The sequence below is a fragment of the Bacillus cereus group sp. RP29 genome (assembly GCF_040459765.1).
In the GTDB taxonomy this organism is placed as follows: domain Bacteria; phylum Bacillota; class Bacilli; order Bacillales; family Bacillaceae_G; genus Bacillus_A; species Bacillus_A paranthracis.
Window position 1 is genome coordinate 1,705,499 of record NZ_JARVHN010000001.1, and the last position, 22,939, is coordinate 1,728,437.

A 22,939-nucleotide genomic window follows, 5' to 3' on the forward strand; every position below is an offset into this window, starting at 1 on the left:
TATGACGCAATATACGCCTATGATACAGCAATATTTAAAAGTTAAGGCAGACTATCAAGATGCCTTTTTATTTTTCCGCTTAGGTGATTTTTATGAAATGTTCTTTGAGGATGCGGTTAAAGCAGCCCACGAACTTGAAATTACATTAACGAGCCGAGACGGTGGTAGTAGTGAACGTATACCGATGTGCGGTGTACCGTATCATGCGGCTAAAAACTATATTGAACAACTTGTTGAAAAAGGATATAAAGTAGCGGTTTGTGAGCAAGTAGAAGACCCAAAAACAGCTAAAGGTGTAGTGCGCCGTGAAGTAGTACAATTAATTACGCCAGGAACGATGATGGAAGGGCGTACGATTGATGAGAAAGAAAATAACTTTTTAGCCGCATTAACACATTTTGAAGATGGATCATATGCGTTAGCTTGTAACGATTTAACGACTGGGCAAAATACAGTAACGTTATTGACTGGTTCAGTAGAGGATATTTTATTAGAAGTGTATGCAACTGGTTCGAAAGAAATTGTTGTAGATTCTTCCTTTTCTAAAGATGAACTAAACAAGTTAACGGAAACGTTAAAAATGACGATTTCATATGAAGATGCAACGGCAATCCCAGAAGGGTTAGAACATCTTGTGAAAAACGTTTCACAAGCAAAGTTAATTAAAGCAGTTGGACGCTTATTTAACTATGTAATAAGAACGCAAAAACGTTCATTAGATCATTTACAGCCTGTGGAAATTTATTATACGAATCAATTTATGAAAATTGATGTGCATTCAAAGCGAAATTTAGAGCTGACAGAAACACTTCGAACGAAAGAAAAAACAGGATCATTATTATGGCTATTAGATAAGACGAAAACGGCTATGGGTGGTCGTATGTTAAAACAGTGGATGGAACGTCCACTTATACAGAAAGAACGAATCGAAGAGCGTTTAGAAATGGTTGAAACGTTTGTAAATGATTACTTCTTGCGTGAAGATTTAAAAGAAAAGTTAAAAGAAGTATATGATTTAGAACGTTTAGCAGGGAAAGTTGCATTCGGTAATGTCAATGCAAGGGACTTATTACAGTTAAGACGATCTTTACTGCAAGTACCAGCTATTTTAGAAGCGATTAGTTTGTTAGATAACGCGTATGCAGCGAGATTAATTCAAGGTGCAGATCCATGTGAGAACTTAACAGAATTACTAGGAAGAAGTATTCAAGAAAATCCACCGCTTTCTATTAAAGATGGAGATATTATTAAAGATGGTTATAATGACAAGCTTGATCAATATCGCTATGTGAGTAAAAACGGAAAAACGTGGATTGCTGAGCTTGAAAAACGAGAGCGTGATATTACAGGAATTAAATCGTTGAAAATTGGATACAACCGTATTTTCGGTTACTACATTGAAGTAACGAAAGCGAACCTTGGAGCATTACCAGAAGGCCGCTACGAGCGTAAACAAACGCTTGCTAATGCGGAACGTTTCATTACAGATGAACTAAAAGAAAAAGAAACATTAATCTTAGAAGCTGAAGAAAAAATTGTACAACTAGAATACGATTTATTTACAGCGCTTCGTGAAGAAGTAAAAGTATTTATTCCGAAATTACAGCATTTAGCGAAAGTAATTAGTGAATTAGACGTACTGCAAAGTTTTGCAACAGTTAGTGAAGAAGAACAGTTTGTAAAACCTGTACTAACAACGAAGCGCGAAATCTTTATTAAAGATGGTCGTCATCCTGTCGTTGAAAAAGTATTGAACGGGAAATTGTATGTACCGAATGATTGTATTATGCCAGAGAATATGGATGTATTTTTAATTACAGGACCGAACATGTCTGGTAAAAGTACGTATATGAGACAATTAGCACTTGTAACGGTTATGTCGCAAATTGGTTGTTTCGTACCAGCAACAGAAGCAGTATTACCTGTATTTGACCAAATCTTTACGAGAATTGGCGCGGCGGATGATTTAATTTCAGGTCAAAGTACATTTATGGTCGAAATGTTAGAAGCGAAAAATGCCATTGCAAATGCATCAGAAAGAAGTTTAATTTTATTCGATGAAATTGGACGCGGTACATCTACGTATGATGGTATGGCACTTGCACAAGCAATCATTGAACATATTCACGACCAAATTGGTGCAAAAACGTTATTCTCTACACATTATCATGAATTGACAGTGCTAGAAGACAGTTTAGATCAACTGAAGAATGTACACGTTTCAGCTATTGAAGAGAACGGAAAAGTAGTATTCCTTCATAAAATTCAAGACGGGGCAGCAGATAAAAGTTACGGAATTCACGTTGCGCAACTTGCAGAGCTTCCAGATAGCTTAATCGCTCGAGCGAAAGAAGTATTAGCGCAACTTGAAGGACAGGAAGAAATTATTATTCCAAAGCGTGTAGAAGTGAAAGCGCAGGCGCAAGAAGTTATTCCAGAGCCTGTAGTTGTAAAAGAAGAACCAGTAGAAATAGAAGAGACGAAAGCAGAGACTGAAGAAGAATCACAACTATCATTCTTTGGTGGAGAACAATCTTCGAAAAAACAAGACAAGCCAGTTTTAGATGCAAAAGAAACGGCAGTACTGACGCAAATTAAAAAAATTGATTTACTTGATATGACACCTTTAGAAGCGATGAACGAACTGTATCGCTTACAAAAAAAGTTAAAGAAAGGATGAGTAAGTAGATGGGTAAAATTCGCAAACTAGATGATCAACTCTCTAACTTAATTGCGGCAGGGGAAGTAGTAGAGCGCCCTGCCTCAGTCGTAAAAGAACTTGTGGAAAATTCTATCGATGCGAATAGTACATCTATTGAAATCCACTTAGAAGAAGCTGGTTTATCGAAAATTCGCATCATTGATAATGGGGACGGCATTGCAGAAGAAGATTGTATCGTCGCTTTTGAACGACATGCGACGAGCAAAATTAAAGATGAAAACGATCTGTTTCGCATAAGAACACTCGGTTTCCGCGGCGAGGCATTACCGAGTATTGCCTCAGTTAGTGAATTAGAATTAATCACTAGCACAGGTGATGCACCTGGTACGCACCTTATTATTAAAGGTGGAGACATTATAAAGCAGGAGAAAACAGCGAGCCGAAAAGGAACAGATATTACAGTACAAAACTTATTCTTTAATACACCAGCGCGTCTTAAATATATGAAAACCATTCATACAGAGCTTGGGAATATTACAGATATCGTGTATCGTATTGCAATGTCACACCCAGAAGTATCGTTAAAGCTATTTCATAATGAAAAGAAATTGCTTCATACATCAGGAAATGGTGATGTAAGACAAGTACTTGCATCGATTTATAGCATTCAAGTTGCAAAGAAGCTTGTTCCAATTGAAGCGGAATCTTTAGATTTCACAATTAAAGGCTATGTAACATTACCAGAAGTAACGAGAGCATCTCGAAATTATATGTCAACAATCGTAAATGGTCGTTACGTTCGAAATTTCGTATTAATGAAAGCTATTCAGCAAGGATACCATACATTATTGCCAGTCGGACGATATCCAATCGGCTTCTTATCGATTGAAATGGATCCAATGCTAGTTGACGTTAACGTACATCCTGCGAAATTAGAAGTTCGTTTTAGTAAAGAACAAGAATTACTAAAGCTTATCGAAGAAACATTGCAAGCAGCATTCAAAAAAATACAGCTCATTCCAGATGCAGGTGTAACAACGAAGAAAAAAGAAAAAGATGAAAGTGTGCAAGAACAGTTTCAGTTTGAGCATGCGAAGCCGAAAGAACCATCCATGCCGGAGATCGTTTTACCGACGGGCATGGATGAAAAACAAGAAGAACCGCAGGCTGTGAAACAGCCAGCGCAGCTTTGGCAACCGCCAAAACAAGAATGGCAACCACCACAATCGCTCGTAAGAGAAGAACAAAGTTGGCAGCCATCTACTAAACCGATAATGGAAGAACCGATTCGAGAAGAGAAATCGTGGGACAGTAACGAAGAGGATTTTGAACTAGAGGAATTAGAAGAAGAAGTTCAGGAAATAGAAGAAATCGAAATGAACGGTAATGATTTACCGCCGCTTTATCCAATTGGACAAATGCATGGAACATATATTTTCGCTCAAAATGATAAAGGCTTATATATGATTGACCAACATGCCGCGCAGGAACGTATTAATTATGAATACTTCCGTGATAAAGTAGGACGAGTAGCACAAGAAGTACAAGAACTACTCGTACCATACCGTATCGATTTATCTCTTACCGAATTTTTACGTGTCGAAGAGCAACTAGAAGAACTAAAAAAAGTTGGACTATTTTTGGAGCAATTCGGCCATCAATCCTTTATCGTTCGCTCGCATCCAACGTGGTTCCCAAAAGGGCAAGAAACAGAAATTATCGATGAAATGATGGAGCAGGTCGTTAAACTAAAAAAAGTTGATATTAAAAAATTACGTGAAGAAGCAGCCATCATGATGAGCTGTAAAGCTTCAATTAAAGCAAATCAATATTTAACGAACGATCAAATATTTGCTTTACTGGAAGAACTTCGTACAACAACAAACCCATACACATGTCCGCACGGAAGACCAATTCTTGTGCATCATTCTACTTATGAGTTGGAGAAGATGTTTAAGAGGGTTATGTAGGGATAATATGATTTAATAAAAAGAAGCGATGAAATAAATCGCTTCTTTTTTGTTTAGATATTCTTTTTTTATAAATTCTTCATCTGTAACCAATTATAGAAAAATTATATGAATCCATAGTTTTCATACAGGTTGCATGTAAAAACTTCTTTTTCTCTCAATGTTTTTTCTTTTCCTTATAGAATCCTTATAATTATCATTTATTCTAGAATTACAATATACGAGGAGGAAGTTTAGGATGAATGAGATTATGTTAGAAACAAAAAATCTTTGTAAAACATTTAGAAAGCAAAGTGTCGTACAAAATATTTCGCTTTCTGTACCGAAATATTCAATCTATGGATTGTTAGGTCCTAATGGAGCGGGGAAATCGACCACTTTAAAAATGATAACAGGCATGCTTACACCTACTTCTGGTGAGATTTACTTTGATGGTCATAAATGGACGCGGCACGATCTACATTCTATTGGTGCTTTAATTGAGTCTCCTCCGCTTTATGAAAATTTAACAGCAAGAGAAAACCTGCAGGTTCGTACGACTGTTTTAGGTTTGCCTAAATCAAGGATTGATGAAGTATTGCATATTGTGGAGCTAGAGAATACAGATAAGAAAAAAGCGAAGGATTTTTCTATGGGGATGAAGCAACGACTGGGAATTGCGATTGCATTGCTGAACCATCCGAAATTTTTAATATTAGATGAGCCGATGAATGGACTGGATCCTTTTGGAATTCAGGAATTAAGAAAACTCATTCTATCCTTTCCTGGAAAAGGAATTACGGTCATTTTATCGAGTCATATTTTAAGCGAAGTAAGTCAAATTGCAGATCATGTTGGGATTATATCAGGTGGTGTATTGGGGTATCAGGGGAAATTGAATAAGAATGATGACTTGGAAGATTTATTTGTACAAGTGGCTGGAAAGTATAGAAGGGAGGCATAAGAAATGAATCTATATATTGCATCTGAAAAAATTAAAATTAGACATACTTTTTTGAATAAACTTATATGGCTAGTTCCATTTGCTACAATACTAATTGCCTTTTTATTATCGGCGGATTATTTTCAATTATCTAGTTACAACTGGTGGTACATTACGATGCTTCCGGGAATGGTTTCTTTAAGTTGTGTACTTCTTGCGGAGAAAGATAAAAAAATGAATAATCGTTCCATTTTATCGTTACCAGTTTCATTAAAACGAGTGTGGATTTCTAAAGTATTACTAATTTTAGGGATTTTGAGTTTTTCATGCATACTGTTTTTCTGTGGAATCGAGTTATCTAGTTTACTAGTAAATAAAGAGAATTTCCGCATCATTCCTACGGTAAATGCACTATTAGGAAGCGTTCTTTTAATCGTTACTTTTATGTGGCAAATTCCAATCTGCTTGTTTTTAGGTAACAAAATAGGTCTATTTCCGACGCTTCTGTTGAATGTAGGGGCAAATGGAATTTTTGGAGTTGTATTGGCAACAAAAAATATTTGGATGATTAGTCCATACACATATCCAAGTAGACTGATGATCCCTATTTTGAAAATACTACCAAATGGTTTGTATGCAGAAACCGGAAGTGTAACGTTTAAACCAGAACTACTTTCCTACGATGTGATTTTGCCAGGCATAGTAATTTCTGTTGTGTTGTTCCTGTTATTCACTTATGTGACGGCAAAGTGGTTTGAAAAGCAGGAGGCAAAATAATATGGCGGTTTTGTCGAGGATATTAAGAGCTGATTTTATAAAAATGAAACACACGATTTTTTTCTGGATACATGTAGCGATGCCAATCATCGGTATTGCTCTTTTTTTAAGTTATTATTCCTTTTCAAAATTTGATTCTATAAATAAAGTTTCAGGCTATATACAAGTATTATCGATATCTTTTCCGTTGCTAATTAGCATAGTGTGTTCTTCTGTCGTGGAACAGGAAGCTTTGGCAGGAAATTTTAAAGAACTTTTATCAACGGAATACGGAAGACGTAAAGCGTTAATTAGTAAAGTATGTTTACTTTTAATATGTGGGTTTTGTTCCACTATGTTGGCAGTCGTTGGGTTTACGACAGGTTTTCATTTTCTGTTAGGACAAAATGAAATTCCATTTGCTTTGTATGTTGAAATTTCATTCATTCTTTTTAGTTGTCAAATCTTTATGTATATATGGCATCTGTTCTTAAATTTTCGCTTTAGTAAAGGTGTTTCCATTGGGATTGGAATTATAGAAAGCTTGTTGGCAGCTTTAATGCTTACAGGGATGGGGGATGTAATTTGGAAATACATACCATGTGCATGGGGCGCGAGATTATGCAATTATTTTTTGGGATACAAATTAAGTCCTAGTTCTATTCGTGTCTTAGCAGTAGAGGCAGCAACTGGAGCAGTGATTTGTGTTTGTTTCACGATCATTGCATTTGTTATTTCTCTTATGTGGTTTTCCTTTTATGAAGGACGCAAAGAAATGTAAGTGTAATTGTATTATAATGGAAGAGTGGGGAGGGATTCTATATGGCAAGAATATTAGCAATTGATGATGAAGACGGCATCCTTTACATTATAAAAAGTGCTCTAGAGAAAGAAGGTCATGAGGTAACAGCCGTTAGTAATCCTCTTACTATACCAAAGGAAAAATTTTGTCATTTTGATTTAATTCTGTTAGATGTCATGATGCCAGAAATAGATGGTTTTACACTTTGTAAGGAAATACGGGATTTGGTTGATAGTCCAATTGTATTTCTAACAGCCAAAACAATGGAGAAGGATCTAATCACAGGGCTTAGTCTCGGTGGAGATGACTATATTACAAAACCTTTTGGAATTGGAGAACTGCGTGCGAGGGTATCCGCGCATGTAAGGCGTGAGCATAGAGAAAAGCAAAATGCATTTTTCCTGTCAGGTCTTACATTTCATCTGTCATGTAAAGAAATATGGTATGACGATACATCTATCGCATTTACGAAAAGTGAGTATGGAATTTGCGAATATCTAGCTTTGAATCATGGACAAGTATTTTCAAGAGAAAAGATTTACGAAAATGTTTTTGGTTATGAGGGAGAAAGTGATAACCAAGTAATTGTGGAACATATTAAAAATATCCGTCATAAATTATCTAAGTATGGCATGAATCCAATAGAAACAGTATGGGGAATTGGTTATAAATGGAGAAAATGAAAAAGCAAGTCAACCTTAGTAAGATTTTAATACAGTATATTTTTGCATTTTCAATAGGGACGATTGCTTTAGTGACTTTTTTTATGATTCTATTCCAAGTTGGAGTTAACGCAGAAATAATCTTACCAGCAAATTATTATGAAAAACAGATTGAGTCGCAAAGAGATGCTATAGTTAAAGCGGAACAGGAAGATGATCAAATTTTAAAACAATATAAATATGCTCTGTATGATTTTTCAGGAAACGTTATACAAGGGAGTATTAATAAAGATTATGCAGGACAAATATGGAATAACATACATAATGATGAAAAAGGTGACAGTACGTACTACTATGCAATTATAGAACGCGATAAAGATATTTGTGTCATTCTATATACGTTACACGCTACTTTTAAAAATCCTATTTTGCAGAAGTATTTACCGAGTCCGGAAGTTTGTGAAATTGTTCTTTTTATTCTACTATTTGTTGCCGAAGTGATATTTCTATCTCGCTCTTTTGGTAAATCATTGTCAAAGGAAATGATGATTTTGAGAAAGGTAACAGATAAAATTCAAAAGGAAGATTTAGATTTTCAAGTGGAACAATCTAAAATAAAAGAAGTGAATGAAGTATTAACTTCTTTAGTAAAAATGAAAGATGAATTAAATCATTCGTTACGTACACAGTGGAATATGGAAACAAATAGAAGAGAGCAGATTGCTGCTTTGGCACATGACATTAAAACGCCGTTAACGATATTGAGAGGGAATGCAGAGCTATTAAATGAATCAATGCTAGATTCAAATCAGAAGAAATGTAATGAGCATATTTTGAAAAGTATTGATGAGATGGAAATATATATGAAATCTTTACTCGATATTACGAAATGTGAGGAAGGCGCTCCACTTCAATTCAAGCAAACAGATCTCCGAGACTTTATTCATAATATTATAGAAGAAAGTGCAATTTGTGTTTTAGGCAAACAGTTAAATCTAATTGAAAATGTTCAGGACATACCAAATTTTATTCCTATTGACGAGACCGCTTTGAAAAGAGCAATTATGAATATAATGATGAATGCAATTGAATATTCTCCGACAAAGGGTGACTTGATGTTCTCAGTGGAAATGATTAGTGAAAAACTGCAATTTATTGTAGAGGACTCGGGAAGAGGGTTTACAGAAGAGGAAATGCATTCAGCTACAGAGCAGTTTTATAGGGGAGATAAAAGTAGAAACTCCAAAGATCATCATGGAATGGGGTTATACATTGCTAAAAGCTTTGCAAAGCAACACGGTGGAAATCTTTACTTAAGTAATTCGAAAAAGCTGTACGGTGCAAAAGTTGTTTTGGAAATATCAGCGAAGTAGAGGGAGGGGGGCAGATTATAACAATTCGCTCCTTTTTAATATACTTCTTTTACAACTATATGTTAAAACTTCATTTATAAACTAGAGATAACCTCAACCTATTTGTAATTTATATGTACGTTCTTAATTTGTTTGTAAGGAAAGAGGTTTTTAATTTACAGACTTATCGGAATTATGTAAAGTGTAGATAAAACCATAAAATGGGGTGTTCTTTATGTGTACTAGTTTGACATTAGAGACAAAAAACGGTCAGCATCTTTTTGCAAGAACGATGGACTTCACATTAGATATGAATCAAGAAGTAATAATCATTCCTCGACATTACCAGTGGAATAATATAACTGGTGAAATCATTAATACGAAACATGCTACGGTCGGAATGGGAATTAATCATCAAGGAAGGATCATTATGGCGGACGGAGTAAATGAAGCAGGTATGACATGTGCAACACTCTATTTTCCAGGATTCGCTACGTATAGTCAAAGCATAGATGACAATAAAACGAATTTAGCTCCATTTGATTTTGTGACTTGGAGTCTTACACAATTCAATTCTGTCAAAGAGTTAAAGAAATCTGTAGATAGCCTTACCTTTTTGGATATACCGTTACCGGATTTAGGACTTACGCCACCACTACATTGGATTTTGGCAGATAAATGGGGAGATTGTATTGTACTGGAGCCGACAAATGAAGGATTAAAAATGTATGACAACCCACTAGGAGTGATGACGAATAGTCCGGAGTTTAATTGGCATTTGCAAAATTTAAGACAATACATAGGTCTTAAATCGCAGCCATTCGCGCCAACAGAGTGGAGTAACTTACCATTAAGTGCTTTTGGTCAGGGATCGGGCTCAATGGGACTTCCAGGGGATTTCACTCCACCCTCAAGATTTGTGCGGGCAGCATATGGCAAACAAAACATTCAAGGTATAGATAGCGAAGAAGAGGGAGTATCAGCCCTTTTTCATATCTTATCAAATTGTGAGGTTCCTAAAGGTGGAGTAATAACAGAAGAAGGTGCATTAGATAATACCATATATACAAGCGTAATGTGTATGGAATCCGGAACATATTATTATCATACTTACGATTGTAGACAAATTATAGCTGTTCATTTATTTCATGAAAATTTAGATACAGATGAGATTAAAGCCTATCCGTTCCAACGGAAACAAAAAATATTTTATGAAAATTAAGTAGCTTTGAAACAACGTTTGGTAAATTTTTAAATATATATAATAGAGCAATAATGGCCTATATAATTCATGGGTGCTTCTTTAACTTTGGGATTTATCATAAATCTACTCCTTTCTTCAATGACTCCAACGAGTAGAATTTTGCTGCTAGGAGCATTAGCTAAGGAGCAGTGAAGGTGGAATTTATTTATAAATAGTAAAGAACCAAAAAGGTGTGGAAAATATCCATACCTTTTTGGTTCTTCTATTATCTATGTATAAAAAAGCGCTGTATATCAGCACTTTTTAAAAGTACATGAGTTGTATAAGAAAAACTTATATATTACCTATAACTATACAAGGTCTAATATAGATTCTTATTTGATTAATTGTTATAAGAGCCTATACGCTTATTTATTTTTATTATTATTAATTTTTTCCGTATATAGCACCTGCTCTTTATAATGCTTCTTAATTGGGAAAGTATGTGTACCAGAGCCGTTTTTGAAATTTTTATTGATAGGGTTTTTTAGCGGGATTGTTGTAGTTTCGGTAAATTCATATGGGTAGTTTATTTTAGATTTATCTTCAAACATGAAAATGCCTCCTTTTAGGATTTCCTGAATTCTTTACTATAACATGATATGCATATAGATTTTTTTTGGACTAGTTATTTATAGAGGTTAATGGAATTTAATTACGAAACTACTGAAATATTTTAAAGGAAAATAATTTGTGAAATATATGATATTGATTTTTGTTATTTGTTTGGGGAGGTGTTTTTGCATATATATTCGTTATAAATTGTTTTTATAATATGATTCATATAGGTTTTTCCTGATAATATAATGCGGAATATTATAGTGTTATTATGTTATTAGGAACATTTAATGCTGTTTCATAACTGAAAGGGAATTGAAAAAAAACTGAAACTTTTCTCATAAAAATTCAATCTAACTTGAAAAATGAAAGGAAAATGAAATTTTCCAAAAGATATTCTTTGTTAAGATAAAAAGCATACATAAATAAAGTGTTGACATATCTTAAAAATGTATTTTCAAGATATAGTGGGGGAAAAGATGAGAATAGAAAAACAATTAATAAAAAAGATGTATTATGAAACATTCCTAATGGAGAATGTAACAAAACCACCTCTTGACGTACTTGGAGAAGCTTATGTAAACGAAGAAAAAATGAGATTTCTGATGGATCTTATATTCGTTTTGCGCAAGGTGAATTTTATTATCAGCATCAAGATTTTGAAGCAGCTATTTTTAAATGGGAGAAGGTTAGTAATGAATTAGCACCATGGGCACAAAAAAATATTGCGGATGCTTATTTCGAACTGAATCAATTAGCAGTTGCTGAAAATGTTTATACTTCCATTGCTACTGATAATATAATATTGATGACAGAAATTAGATTACAATTACTTTCTCTTTACATAGAGCAAAATAATTTTGAAGCAGCTTTCGCTGTTATTAAAGAAGCGGTTTCTTTAAATCCGGATTATCCGAATGTCACAAAAATTGCCCGTTCCTTTTATGAGGAACAACAAGATTTTGATAGTGCAGTAGAGCTTGCTGTGAATGAGTTAATTCGAATAGAATCTTATCCTTGGTTTGAGGTGTTAAAAGGATATATCGATAAAGGATTTACTAAACATATTTCACCAGATTATTTTTATGATGCATTAGTTACATTAAATAATGTAGATCAAGTACAATTTACGCAAATGGTTTCATCACTTTGGAACAGTTATAAAAATGAACAAAATTACTTATTGTGGCTTAACACAATAAATGAATTTTTCTTACATATTGAAATAGAGTCGTCCGATATATGGGACAAAATTTCTTCTCTTTACGAAGAAACATACTTTGCATTAATTCAAGGGCAATATATGCTTAAACAATTACACGATATCATTCCAAGTCTTTTAACAAATTGGTTAAAAGTAGTCAATCCGTCTTATGCTGTATTTCCATCAGCAGCTGTATTGGCATGGGATGAGATTTTTCCATCTAAAATAGATTCAGGCGATATACAACATGCGGAAAAGCTACTGTTATATTCTATGAATCATGTGAATGGTTTAGAGTACAGTCTACATCTTTTTGAATCTATTACACAGTGGGCACAAAAGAACAATATAGAAATAGGTCAACGATTTAGATGGTTAGTTGACGAACTTGCAGATTTAAGAACAAATCGTATTTTAGTAACAGGAACTTCAGGGAACGGAAAAACTACATTTATCAACTCTATATTAGGAGAAAATCTATTAGAAAAATCAATTTCAAATGTAGTAGTTTTAAAAAATGATGCCCATACAGAAATTAACGCCATAACAGATGCTGCAATTACAACAACGGAAGATATCTCTGATTATCATAATATGATGTCTCAACACCATCAAACGTATAGAGATAGAGCATGTGTTGAATTTAAATTACCATGCAAATTTTTAAGTGAAAATAAACTTACATTTGTAGTTACACCTGGCTTTAATAGGAATAACGACACTAGGGATGAGGTATTTGAATATCTAAATTCCGTGGATGAATTATTGTTTGTATTGAATGCGGATTCACCTTTTACTGATAAAGAGCGTGATATTCTATTAAGCATTCAAGAACATACACCAAATTTACAAATTCATTTCTTATTAAATAAAATCGATAACATTTACAGTGAAGCAGAAGTGAAAAGAGTATTACAAGATACGGCAGCGAGAATAAACACATATTTCCCGCAAGCGAGAATTTTTCCTTATTCTTCGTTATATACAAGTAGTCAACAATTAAATGAGTTAAGTGAGTTTATTCATTTTAACTTTAATCATAAAAATATTGATGCAGAACGTACTGAAAAGCTATTGTTCTTCATCCGAAAAACAATTACATATCTTTTAGCTAAACGCGTTGAGAAAGAAAACAATCTAGTGGATGCGATTAAGTGGAATGAAGATATGCTAGTGAAACTAAACGGTAGCATGAATAACCTTACTGCATTTGAGAGGGAAAAAATTCATTTCATTACAGAGTCATATCGTACAATGAAAACGGAAATTACAAATGATCTTACTGAAAATATACCGAAGGTATTACAGAGTTGTTCTGATTTAATAAGTGAAGAAAGCGATTTCGGTCACATGGATACGCAACTAAATAAAGCAATGAATGAAAGAGTGCATAAATATTTAGAACAAACGGTATTACCTCATCTTGCTCTTTCTATGCAAAATTGGATTGCAACTTCTCATAATGAGCTCCTTCAAAGTCAATCGTACTTAGAAGAACTTAGTGAAGGACTTAATTCTTTATTTGGAGAAAATCGAATACAGTTAGAATGTGACTTTAAAGTGTTGGATGACTGGCGCAGAGATACTGACAGAATGACGACTAGAATACAAATGGATGAAGTAAATATTTTACGTCGATTTACGCCAGCACAATTTTTACTGAAAAGTGCCGGTAAATTATTTGGAGTTCTTCCTAAAAATAAAACTATGTTATATAACAAATACAAACAGTATGTAGAAAATGAAGATTATACTGAGGTAACGGATTCTATTATGAAGAAATTTTTCTTGCAATTTGAGCTATTCGAAAACACACAAGAGCGAGATATTCATATCTTCTTTAGGAATCCATTTAACTCCTTGAAACAAGCTGTAGAAAATATGCAATTAGAAATACAAGAAAAACAAGAGATGTTACATAAAATGAAATCAAATCCTGAAGTTTATCATGATTCTATCATGCTCTTTGAATTGAGATTACGTCAATGTGAAGTAATTTTACATATGGGTGATGATCATACTTATACAGATGTAATTTTAGAAACAAGTGCAGAATAAAAGTAAAATATTTAAGATTTTTTATGTGAAATTGCATCACATGTTATAAGAGAGTAAAAGGGAGCAACTGTAATGAGTTGCTCCCTTTGCATATTCACATTATTTTTCAGTTTCTTTAATTTTAGTTTGTACTTCGCCAGTTTTAATTTTATTACTTTCTGAGAAACGTAGTAAATCTCCTTCAATAATTTTGTCAGACATTCGTAATTCATTTTGTGCACGGTTAATGAGTGCTTGAGCTTCTTTTTTTGGTAAATCTACAATTTCACCTGTTATGCGGTCATAGAAAGTGTTGTTTTTGTATGCATATTTGTCTGTAATGAAGCTACCATCACGTAAAACAACAAAACCGGTATATTCATCTGAAAACATATCATGACCAAAACGAATATCGTTCGTAGTATCAATCCCTAATAAATTGAGAATAGTAGGTTTCATATCGATTTGTCCCGTAGGCTTTGAAATCGTTTGACCTTCTGTTTGTCCAGGGACATGAATATATAAAGGTGTACGTTGTAAATTTAAAGTATCAAATTCTGTTATTTGATCTTTTTCTAAAAACTGTGCCATTGCACGATTATGTTTTTCAGAAATGCCATAATGATCACCGTATAATACAATAATAGAATCATCATACATTCCCTCGGCTTTTAAACGCTCAATAAATTTTTTAATTGATTCGTCTAAGTAACGTGCTGTTACGATATAACGATCAAATACGCCATTACCAGAGTTATATGGTTCAATGAATTTTGTATCTTCATCATACGTAAATGGATAATGGTTCGTTAAAGTAAGGAAACGAGCATAAAATGGTTGATCAACAGTTTTTAATATATCTACTGATTGATCAAAGTATTCGATATCTTTTAATTCCCAATTTAAATTAGTTTCGGGCGTAATTTTGTAATCAAGTTCATTATAGTAACGATCATAACCGAGAGCAGAGTACATGATATTACGATTCCAAAATGTTGCGTTATTCGCATGGAATACAGAAGTGAAATAACCTTGCTGACGTAAAATTTCTGGAGTCGCAGTATAATCATTGTTACCGTGTGTGAAGAATACAGCTCCTCGATTTAATGGATATAACGACGTATCGATTAGAAATTCAGAATCGGATGTTTTTCCTTGCCCGGTTTGGTGGAAAAAGTTATCAAAGTAATAGCTTTCATTTATGAATTCATTCAAAAATGGTGTAACTTCTTGTCCGTTAACTGTTGCGCCTATTAAAAAGGTTTGTAAGGATTCAAGAGTAACAACAATTACGTTTTTTCCTTTTGCTACACCAAACATGTTAGGATTCGGCTGACTTTCGTTTGCCTTCACGTAGTTTTCTGTTTCTTGTAATTTACTACTATCAGCAAGTGCCTTTTGTGATCCTGCTTTTACTTGTAGTGTTAAATCATATACTTGATGCGTGTATAGTCCTAAATTTTTAACAAGCATGACTCGGTCGAATGATCTCGTTAGTAATTCAGGTCGCTCTTTTTCTGCAAGATGTAGATTTGCAAAAAATACACCAATCGTTAAGAGAAAATATAACAAGCGTGCCGAATGAGTTACGCGCCCCGTTTGGAAGACTAGTGCCTTCTTCTTTAATAAAATAAAGAAGAAAATAATGTCTGCGAATGCGAGTATAATTTTGTAGTTCAATATTTCTATAATACTACCGCCTAATTGGCCAAAGTTTGATGTTTGTCCAAGTACTGGTAACGTAACGAAATCACTATAAAAATCATAGAACATTACATTCCCAACAAGTACAATTGTTAATAAGAAATTAATACATAGCGCGATATAATTTCGCTTTTCACCGGTTGCAAATAATGCGAATCCGACAAAAGCTAATGAAGCAGCGAGAGGGCTAATAAACAAAATAAGCTCTTGTGTAGAAGATTCAATTTTTAAATCAAAACTGAATCTTGTAATAAGATATGTTTTTAACCATACTGCTAAAGCAATTATTAAAACAAAGCTTATATTTTGCATTTGTAAATTGATTTTATTTTTCATTTTTACTCCTTCTTTATATAATTTATTTAACTTGTGTTATATATTATATTTTTATAACTATTAGAGTGTAATGAATCAATTAGCTAATGGTTTCTAAAGGTAAAAATATAAAGTATTCACATACGTACAATGAGGAATTTTCAAGCGCCAATCTATTTTTTAGAACAGGCAGAAAAAGTCATAGTTGTAGTAAAAAATACTTATAGACATCCTAACATATTAAACACTATGATGATGTTACAAAATATCGAACAAATGAAGGTGGAACTGAATAGAGGCTTGTAAAACTATTGACATTCAATTTGTTAGAATTGAATGTCAATAGTTTTATATACACGTTTATATTACATATGTATCTCATGAAATCTCGATTCCTTGTGGGATAATCGTTAGCGGAGGGAGGATAGTGATTTATGCTATTACTACATAAATAAAACGTTGTGAAACTTAAAATATTTGATTGGTATCTTAATTATGCAATTAGATGTCAGATAAATATTTTCCAACATACAACCCACTTGCAGCAGCTTGAGATAATGAATGAGTGACGCCTGAACAATCTCCAACTAAAAATAGACCATGTATACTCGTTTCAAAATGATTATTGAGTCTTATCGTAGGAGCATAAAACTTTCCGTCAATTCCATATAATAAAGTATCTGTATCGATCGGTTCTTGGATGAATTGTTCTAATCGTAATAAAAATTCTTTAAGTCCTTCAATATATAACTGAGGAATTTCTGTATTCAAATTTCCATAATCTCCTTGTAGCGTAGGTTGTATACGGTTATATTTCATGTCGTTCGCTATTGTAGGCTGTTTATTTAGTAAGTCCTCTAAGCGCTGTATAACAATCCGATCTCGTCCTTGGTTAATGTTTTTAATAATTGAACTTGCATATATATTTGCTTCTTTGAGAGTTGGAAAATAGCGCGGGATGAATAAAGTGAAATTTAAGTTAGGTGTGCTAGTTCCTTTCTCTCGAAAATTTTGACCGTCAGGCATAACTAAACCTTCTTCGTACTTTCTAATAATGCGTCCTTTTGGATTCATACAGTACGTAGTCGCTGTGAAATCCTCATGCTCATAAGAAAGTTTAGTCTCAAATGTATCTTTTAATATAGAACGTAATTGGTGTTCTTTCATCTCTACTCTAATACCTAAATCTACACGAGTTTGTTCCTGAGAAATATGTAGAGAAGTGCACATCTCCTTTAACCAATCTGCTCCGGAACGCCCAGTTGCAAATACTAGTTGCCTAGATTGAAATGTTCCTTCATTTGTATCTATAGTAAAATGATCTTTCTGTTTCATAATATGTTGTACATCTATATGAAATTGTATATTTATTTTCGTAAGTAAAAATTCGTAGAGTTGCTGAAAAATTTCCTTTGAAAGGGTAGTACCAAGATGCCGTACTTCTGTTGTTAGCATTTGTAAACCACACGATTCAGCTCTCTTATTGAGATTTGGATTTTCTGTAGAATATTTTGAAACTGAATTTCCTCCGAACTGACATAGAATTTCATCTACTTCAGCCATAAGTTGTATAAAGCCCTCTTTACCAACTTTTTGCTCAAGTTCTCCACCAAATCCGTTTGTATAATTAAATTTCCCTTCAGATTTTCCTAAACCAGCAAATCCGAAATATTTATCACATGTAGTACAATTACACGCTTTTCCTTCGTCTAAAGGACAATGGCGAGCTCCTAGCGCTTTACCTTTATCAAGAATTAAAACTTTTTTGTTACTTTTAACTAGTGAATAAGCCAGAAAAATGCTACTTACTCCAGCGCCGATAATTGTAACATCATACATATTCTTTCACCTGCTAACGAATAGTTTGTTTTTTATTTTTTAGTGTATAACAATTTTATGAAGGTAAGAAATAAATTTTATTAATAAAGGGGAGTTTTTGAACTTGATGCTTTTTTAATTTCTTAGAGTGATGAAGTAAATACAAGTGTCTTTATTTACAAGAAGAATTAGTTTTCAAAGACCACTATATCACATGATAAATAAATTCTTACATACAAAAAAACAGACCTTTTAAGTGAAGAGGTCTGTTAATGATTTTAAATGTTATTTAGCGAAGACGTGGTTACCAATTACTGCTACTGTTTGACGTGTCGTAATCCATTTGTCTGTTGATGTTTTCGGATTATAGAAATAAAGCCAATCAGAATGTATTCCATTTGTGGAGATAGCCTCTTCTACAGCCATTTTTGCTTCTGCGCTTGCAGGTTGATTAATTCTTCCATCTGTAACAGGAGTAAATGCATATCCGTATTTAATAGGTTCATAAATAACGCCTGTTATTGTATTTGGAAAACCTTTTGCGTTTACACGGTTTAGTATAACTTTCGCTACTGCTACTTTTCCTTTATACGATTCGCCACCTGCTTCAGCGGTAACTAAGCGTGCCATTAAGTCTTTTTCTTTTTCTGAAATGCTTGAGCTTATTTTTATATGTTGTCCTGTATAAAGCTTGTTTCCGACTGTATTGTTAATTTGTTTTATAGATTGAACGGTAACATTGTAACGCTTTGCTATCGTTTCTAATGAATCTCCCGGTTGTACTTGATAAATAATTTGTCCAGAAATGTTCGCAGGCTTGGCGTTTTGGTGAACAGTGATTTCATTTGAGTTGACGGAACTCGGGATATGTAACTGTTCGCCAATGAAAGTTTGATCGTTTCCTTTATTATTAGCCTGTTTAATGGATTGTATTGAAACGCCGTATTGTTTACTGATGCTCCAAAATGTATCATTCTTTTTTACTGTGTGAATGGTAGAAGCTTCAGCTGTACTTTGATTACATACGAATGTAATTGCAGCTGCAGATAAAGGGATTATATGTTTTGTTTTTAATAATTTCATTGTAAATCCTCCTAGGAAAAATAAGGTGAAACGGTTAAGTAATGTAGTTCAAAATGTCTATATATAATATTTTAATGTAAGTATATTAGCACATGCGAAATAAATAATCATTATAAGTTTCTTATTTATTTAGTGTAGAGTCCGAATATGAAATATTGCATATGAAAATACATTGAAGTTCATATTGCTGATTACTATAATCTATTTAGTAGAAAGGGAATATGTTATATAAATAAAATCATTATAGATTAATATAATGATTAATTATTATTAATAGGAGGATTGATGTAATGAAAATATTTCAAAAAATGTGTACGTCAACTGTAATTATTACAACACTTTTAGGAATAGGAGGTACTGTCAATAGTGTACATGCTGATTCTATAGAACAGCAGAGTAAATTAGGAATAGAACAAGAAACAGATAAGCAAATCATTGTAAAATTTAAAGCGGATTTGAAATTTCCATATGAAGATGGTATTGAAAAACAAATACAATCTCAAACGAACGATAAAGTAATAGAAGATCTTTTGGCAGAATACCCAGATGTAACATTTACTCGTTTATTCACATCTGTAAGCCCGGAACAAATACAAAACCTTGAAGTGAAAGCACCTAATCATGTATCTACAAGTTTATTAAACTACTATATTCTTCAAAATCAAAATAGTGGGTATGAAGAAGAAATAGTAGATAAGTTAAAGGCATCTTCTTTAATAGAAGATGTCTATATGAAGAAACAAGAGAAAATAATGCCACCTGAAGTGCAATCATCAAGTGTAGCTCTTACTCCTAATAATAATCCTAGATTTAAAAAACAAGGTTATCTTGAAGCAGCCCCATACGGTATTAATGCGCCTTTCGCCTGGGGAATTCAAGGTGGTAATGGAAATGGTATCACTTTTGTTGATATGGAATACGGATGGTTATTAAATCATGAGGATTTAGTACATCAAAATATTGAATTAATGTCTGGAATAAATATAGATCAACATGTCGGTCATGGGACGTCTGTACTAGGAATTGTATCCTCTGAGGACAATGAAGTTGGGAATATTGGGATTGCGCCAAAAGCGAAAGCAAAGGTGATTTCTCAAATAAGAGATAACGGACAGTATAATACAGCTGATGCAATATTAAGTGCTGTAAATCAGTTAGAAGCTGGGGATGTTTTATTGTTAGAGGCACAAGCATCTTTCGATGGATATGGTGATAAATATTTACCTGTTGAAGTACAACCAGATATCTTTGATGCGATCCGTGCTGGTACAGATAAAGGTGTTGTCATTATAGAAGCTGGAGCAAATGGTTGGAATGATTTAGATCAATTTAAAGATAGAAATGGTAAACAAATTTTAAATCGTAATAGTAAAGATTTTAAAGATTCAGGTGCAATTATGGTAGGAGCGGGCTCTTCATCTCTCCCTCATGAGCGTATGTGGTTTTCGAATTATGGCAGCCGTATTGATGTGTATGGTTGGGGAGAAAACGTAGATACAACTACAGCAGAGCAAAGTCGAAGTGCTGTAAACCTGTATACATCTAGCTTTAGTGGCACGTCGAGTGCGTCGCCTATTATTGCCGGAGCAGCGACTTTAGTACAAAGCATTGCGAAAGAAAATTTAGGACAACCATATAGACCGAGTGAACTAAGAGCGATATTAAGCAACCAGAGCACAGGAACAAAATCTAAAGATCCATATGCAGATAAAATTGGTGTTTTACCAGATTTGAAGTCTATACTAGTTAACTTAGGGTATGGAAAAAGAAAACCAAACGGTGGGAATGAGTTACAAGTAACAGAAAATGAACCAAATAATGAACGTATACAGGCAAATAAAGTTAACTTTCATACACCGGTGAAAGGAACGTTACATAATAGTGATAGAGTAGATGTATTTACTTTCCAAATTGACTCTATGGAAAATATTAGCATATCCCTACTAAATGAACAAAATATCGGAATGACATGGGTACTTCATCATGAATCAGATTTAAATAACTATGTAGCATATGGTGAAAATGAAGGAAATGTAGTGAAAGGAACTTATAATGCAAAGCCAGGTAAATATTATTTATACGTCTATAAGTATGAGAATAAAGATGGTTCATATGTATTGAATATAAAGTAAACGAAAGGAGCTTCAGATGAAGTTCCTTTAAATTTTTCTAATTTAGGATATGTGAATGATTTTTTAACTTTACTTCTATGTAATATTTCATATTTATGAAATGTTATTTATTTTTTACTCACCAGATTATATTATATTCAATAAGTTTGATATAACACAGAAAAAGGAGGAATAATAATGAGCAGTAAGAAATTTATTTTGAAATTATTCATATGTAGTACGATATTTATCACCTTTGTATTTGCTTTACATGATAAGCAAGTAGTTGCAGCAAGCTCTGTTAATGAGTTTGAAAATTGGTCAAAGTGGATGCAACCTATACCTGATAATATCCCATTAGCACGAATTTCAATTCCAGGAACACATGATAGTGGGACGTTCAAATTACAAAATCCAATAAAGCAAGTATGGGGAATGACGCAAGAATATGATTTTCGTTACCAAATGGATCATGGAGCTCGTATTTTTGATATAAGAGGACGTTTAACAGATGATAATACGATAGTCCTTCATCATGGGCCATTATATCTTTATGTAACCCTGCATGAATTCATAAACGAAGCGAAACAATTTTTAAAAGATAACCCAAGTGAAACGATTATTATGTCTTTAAAAAAAGAGTATGAGGATATGAAAGGAGCAGAAAGTTCCTTTAGTAATACGTTTGAAAAAAGTTATTTTGTGGATCCTATCTTTTTAAAAACAGAAGGAAATATAAAATTGGGAGATGCTCGTGGGAAAATTGTACTACTAAAAAGATATGGTGGTAGTAATGAATCTGGAGGATATAATAATTTCTATTGGCCAGATAATGAGACGTTTACCACAACTGTAAATCAAAATGTACATGTAACAGTACAAGATAAATATAAAGTGAGTTATGATGAGAAAGTAAAATCTATTAAAGATACGATCAATGAAACGATGAACGATAGTGAGGACTTACATCATCTATATATTAATTTTACAAGCTTGTCTTCTGGTGGTACAGCATGGAATAGTCCATATTACTATGCCTCTTATATAAATCCTGAAATTGCAAACTATATAAAACAAAAGAATCCTACAAGAGTAGGTTGGATCATTCAAGATTATATAAATGAAAAGTGGTCACCATTACTGTATCAAGAAGTTATAAGAGTGAATGAGTCACTTATAAAAGAATAAAGATGATGAGAGTAAGAAGCGATAAAATACGGCGCTTCTTATTAAAAATACAGTTTGTCTTGTAAACGGGACAATTTTCGAATTATCTCAATCGATGTTTCATTATGAAAAGGCCAAACTTTTAAATCGGATCAATTTTAAGTGAAAAATGAATGTAATTAACTTTACGAAAAAGCAACTGATTATAAGTGATCAGTTGCTTTTTATTTTTAAAGTGGATGAGCAAAAAAACATGAAAGTGGTTGGTCCGTTTTTGGCAAACATCCATTATGATAAGAGAAGAAAGGTAGTATGTTATTAACATTTTAAAGAGGAAATTCTTTATTAAAATAGATTGTCTTTAGAGAGGTGAAAATACAATGATTTTTGCAATTTCACTAGTCGTTATTATTGTAGTTGGATCGCTGTTTGGGACCGTGCTAGTTGCGCGAAATGTGGAGGAGAATTACGGCAAGTCTACAAAGAGAAATGTGAAAAACTTATCAACTATTTATATTATCCTTCTTTTCGTACTACTTGTTGGGGTAACGTGGTATGCGGTAATAATTTGAT

Annotated in this window: 15 protein-coding genes and 2 pseudogenes; 13 read left to right on the forward strand and 4 right to left on the reverse strand. The window is 33.3% G+C overall.

The genetic code is table 11. From position 1 onward, the window contains the following. Position 1: 1 nt before the first annotated feature. The 8 genes from mutS (at position 2) to QCI47_RS09105 (ending at position 10,348) form a co-directional block, all read left to right on the forward strand. Positions 2–2,680, forward strand: coding sequence for a DNA mismatch repair protein MutS (mutS, locus tag QCI47_RS09070; protein ID WP_242231504.1), 2,679 nt, complete (start codon positions 2–4; stop codon positions 2,678–2,680). 8 nt (positions 2,681–2,688) lie between these two features. Beyond that, positions 2,689–4,632 (forward strand): DNA mismatch repair endonuclease MutL, encoded by a 1,944-nt coding sequence (mutL, locus tag QCI47_RS09075; protein WP_000516472.1) that lies wholly within the window; start codon positions 2,689–2,691, stop codon positions 4,630–4,632. A 238-nt stretch (positions 4,633–4,870) separates the two neighbouring features. Next, the gene (locus QCI47_RS09080; RefSeq protein WP_001002802.1) at positions 4,871–5,575 is read left to right on the forward strand and encodes a lantibiotic protection ABC transporter ATP-binding protein; all 705 of its coding nucleotides are present in this window, start codon (positions 4,871–4,873) and stop codon (positions 5,573–5,575) included. 3 nt (positions 5,576–5,578) lie between these two features. Then, on the forward strand, positions 5,579–6,331 hold the full coding sequence (locus QCI47_RS09085) for a lantibiotic immunity ABC transporter MutE/EpiE family permease subunit (RefSeq protein ID WP_001055399.1): 753 nt from the start codon (positions 5,579–5,581) through the stop codon (positions 6,329–6,331). A 1-nt stretch (position 6,332) separates the two neighbouring features. Next, a complete protein-coding gene (locus tag QCI47_RS09090) occupies positions 6,333–7,091 on the forward strand; it encodes a lantibiotic immunity ABC transporter MutG family permease subunit (protein ID WP_309422542.1) in 759 nt (252 codons plus the stop codon). 41 nt (positions 7,092–7,132) lie between these two features. Next, positions 7,133–7,795, forward strand: a complete 663-nt coding sequence (locus tag QCI47_RS09095; protein ID WP_000101080.1) for a response regulator transcription factor — start codon at positions 7,133–7,135, stop codon at positions 7,793–7,795. Further along, complete coding sequence (locus QCI47_RS09100; RefSeq protein ID WP_000413918.1) at positions 7,783–9,147, forward strand: sensor histidine kinase; 1,365 nt, start codon at positions 7,783–7,785, stop codon at positions 9,145–9,147. Before QCI47_RS09095 ends, QCI47_RS09100 begins: the two co-directional genes overlap by 13 nt. A 214-nt stretch (positions 9,148–9,361) precedes the next feature. Further along, positions 9,362–10,348 (forward strand): choloylglycine hydrolase family protein, encoded by a 987-nt coding sequence (locus QCI47_RS09105; protein WP_061131611.1) that lies wholly within the window; start codon positions 9,362–9,364, stop codon positions 10,346–10,348. Between the two features lie 389 nt (positions 10,349–10,737). Here QCI47_RS09105 and QCI47_RS09110 read toward each other — a convergent pair whose 3' ends face one another. Further along, positions 10,738–10,923: a hypothetical protein gene (locus tag QCI47_RS09110; protein WP_000461128.1), complete on the reverse strand. Its 186-nt coding sequence runs from the start codon at positions 10,921–10,923 to the stop codon at positions 10,738–10,740. A 483-nt stretch (positions 10,924–11,406) separates the two neighbouring features. Here QCI47_RS09110 and QCI47_RS09115 point away from each other — a divergent pair. Further along, positions 11,407–14,189, forward strand: a pseudogene (locus QCI47_RS09115) (dynamin family protein). A 99-nt stretch (positions 14,190–14,288) separates the two neighbouring features. On the opposite strand, the gene QCI47_RS09120 reads toward QCI47_RS09115, so the two are convergent. The 3 genes from QCI47_RS09120 to QCI47_RS09130 all read right to left on the reverse strand — a co-directional run bounded on the left by QCI47_RS09120 (position 14,289) and on the right by QCI47_RS09130 (position 19,088). Next, positions 14,289–16,208 carry an LTA synthase family protein gene (locus QCI47_RS09120; protein WP_309422539.1) on the reverse strand — a complete coding sequence of 640 codons (1,920 nt, stop codon included), beginning with the start codon at positions 16,206–16,208 and terminating at the stop codon, positions 14,289–14,291. A 480-nt stretch (positions 16,209–16,688) separates the two neighbouring features. Further along, complete coding sequence (locus QCI47_RS09125; RefSeq protein WP_220778402.1) at positions 16,689–18,026, reverse strand: NAD(P)/FAD-dependent oxidoreductase; 1,338 nt, start codon at positions 18,024–18,026, stop codon at positions 16,689–16,691. 264 nt (positions 18,027–18,290) lie between these two features. Then, complete coding sequence (locus tag QCI47_RS09130) at positions 18,291–19,088, reverse strand: cell wall hydrolase (protein ID WP_098486984.1); 798 nt, start codon at positions 19,086–19,088, stop codon at positions 18,291–18,293. 290 nt (positions 19,089–19,378) lie between these two features. Here QCI47_RS09130 and QCI47_RS09135 point away from each other — a divergent pair, with 290 nt between their 5' ends. From QCI47_RS09135 to QCI47_RS09150, 4 genes and pseudogenes are all read left to right on the forward strand, one after another. Then, positions 19,379–21,220, forward strand: a complete 1,842-nt coding sequence (locus tag QCI47_RS09135) for a S8 family peptidase (RefSeq protein ID WP_309422536.1) — start codon at positions 19,379–19,381, stop codon at positions 21,218–21,220. Positions 21,221–21,397: 177 nt separating this feature from the next. Beyond that, on the forward strand, positions 21,398–22,387 hold the full coding sequence (plcA, locus tag QCI47_RS09140) for a phosphatidylinositol diacylglycerol-lyase (RefSeq protein ID WP_098486986.1): 990 nt from the start codon (positions 21,398–21,400) through the stop codon (positions 22,385–22,387). Positions 22,388–22,418: 31 nt separating this feature from the next. Further along, a pseudogene (locus QCI47_RS09145) lies at positions 22,419–22,532 on the forward strand (GntR family transcriptional regulator); the annotation flags it as partial. 214 nt (positions 22,533–22,746) lie between these two features. Continuing rightward, positions 22,747–22,938: a hypothetical protein gene (locus QCI47_RS09150; protein ID WP_074542349.1), complete on the forward strand. Its 192-nt coding sequence runs from the start codon at positions 22,747–22,749 to the stop codon at positions 22,936–22,938. Position 22,939: the final 1 nt, after the last annotated feature.

Excerpts from the sequence above, each read along its gene's own strand:
- mutS (WP_242231504.1), top strand. The coding sequence starts at position 2 with ATGACGCAATATACGCCTATGATACAGCAATATTTAAAAGTTAAGGCA.
- mutL (WP_000516472.1), top strand. The coding sequence starts at position 2,689 with ATGGGTAAAATTCGCAAACTAGATGATCAACTCTCTAACTTAATTGCG.
- QCI47_RS09080 (WP_001002802.1), top strand. The coding sequence starts at position 4,871 with ATGAATGAGATTATGTTAGAAACAAAAAATCTTTGTAAAACATTTAGA.
- QCI47_RS09085 (WP_001055399.1), top strand. The coding sequence starts at position 5,579 with ATGAATCTATATATTGCATCTGAAAAAATTAAAATTAGACATACTTTT.
- QCI47_RS09090 (WP_309422542.1), top strand. The coding sequence starts at position 6,333 with ATGGCGGTTTTGTCGAGGATATTAAGAGCTGATTTTATAAAAATGAAA.
- QCI47_RS09095 (WP_000101080.1), top strand. The coding sequence starts at position 7,133 with ATGGCAAGAATATTAGCAATTGATGATGAAGACGGCATCCTTTACATT.
- QCI47_RS09100 (WP_000413918.1), top strand. The coding sequence starts at position 7,783 with ATGGAGAAAATGAAAAAGCAAGTCAACCTTAGTAAGATTTTAATACAG.
- QCI47_RS09105 (WP_061131611.1), top strand. The coding sequence starts at position 9,362 with ATGTGTACTAGTTTGACATTAGAGACAAAAAACGGTCAGCATCTTTTT.
- QCI47_RS09110 (WP_000461128.1), bottom strand. The coding sequence starts at position 10,923 with ATGTTTGAAGATAAATCTAAAATAAACTACCCATATGAATTTACCGAA.
- QCI47_RS09120 (WP_309422539.1), bottom strand. The coding sequence starts at position 16,208 with ATGAAAAATAAAATCAATTTACAAATGCAAAATATAAGCTTTGTTTTA.
- QCI47_RS09125 (WP_220778402.1), bottom strand. The coding sequence starts at position 18,026 with ATGTATGATGTTACAATTATCGGCGCTGGAGTAAGTAGCATTTTTCTG.
- QCI47_RS09130 (WP_098486984.1), bottom strand. The coding sequence starts at position 19,088 with ATGAAATTATTAAAAACAAAACATATAATCCCTTTATCTGCAGCTGCA.
- QCI47_RS09135 (WP_309422536.1), top strand. The coding sequence starts at position 19,379 with ATGAAAATATTTCAAAAAATGTGTACGTCAACTGTAATTATTACAACA.
- plcA (WP_098486986.1), top strand. The coding sequence starts at position 21,398 with ATGAGCAGTAAGAAATTTATTTTGAAATTATTCATATGTAGTACGATA.
- QCI47_RS09150 (WP_074542349.1), top strand. The coding sequence starts at position 22,747 with ATGATTTTTGCAATTTCACTAGTCGTTATTATTGTAGTTGGATCGCTG.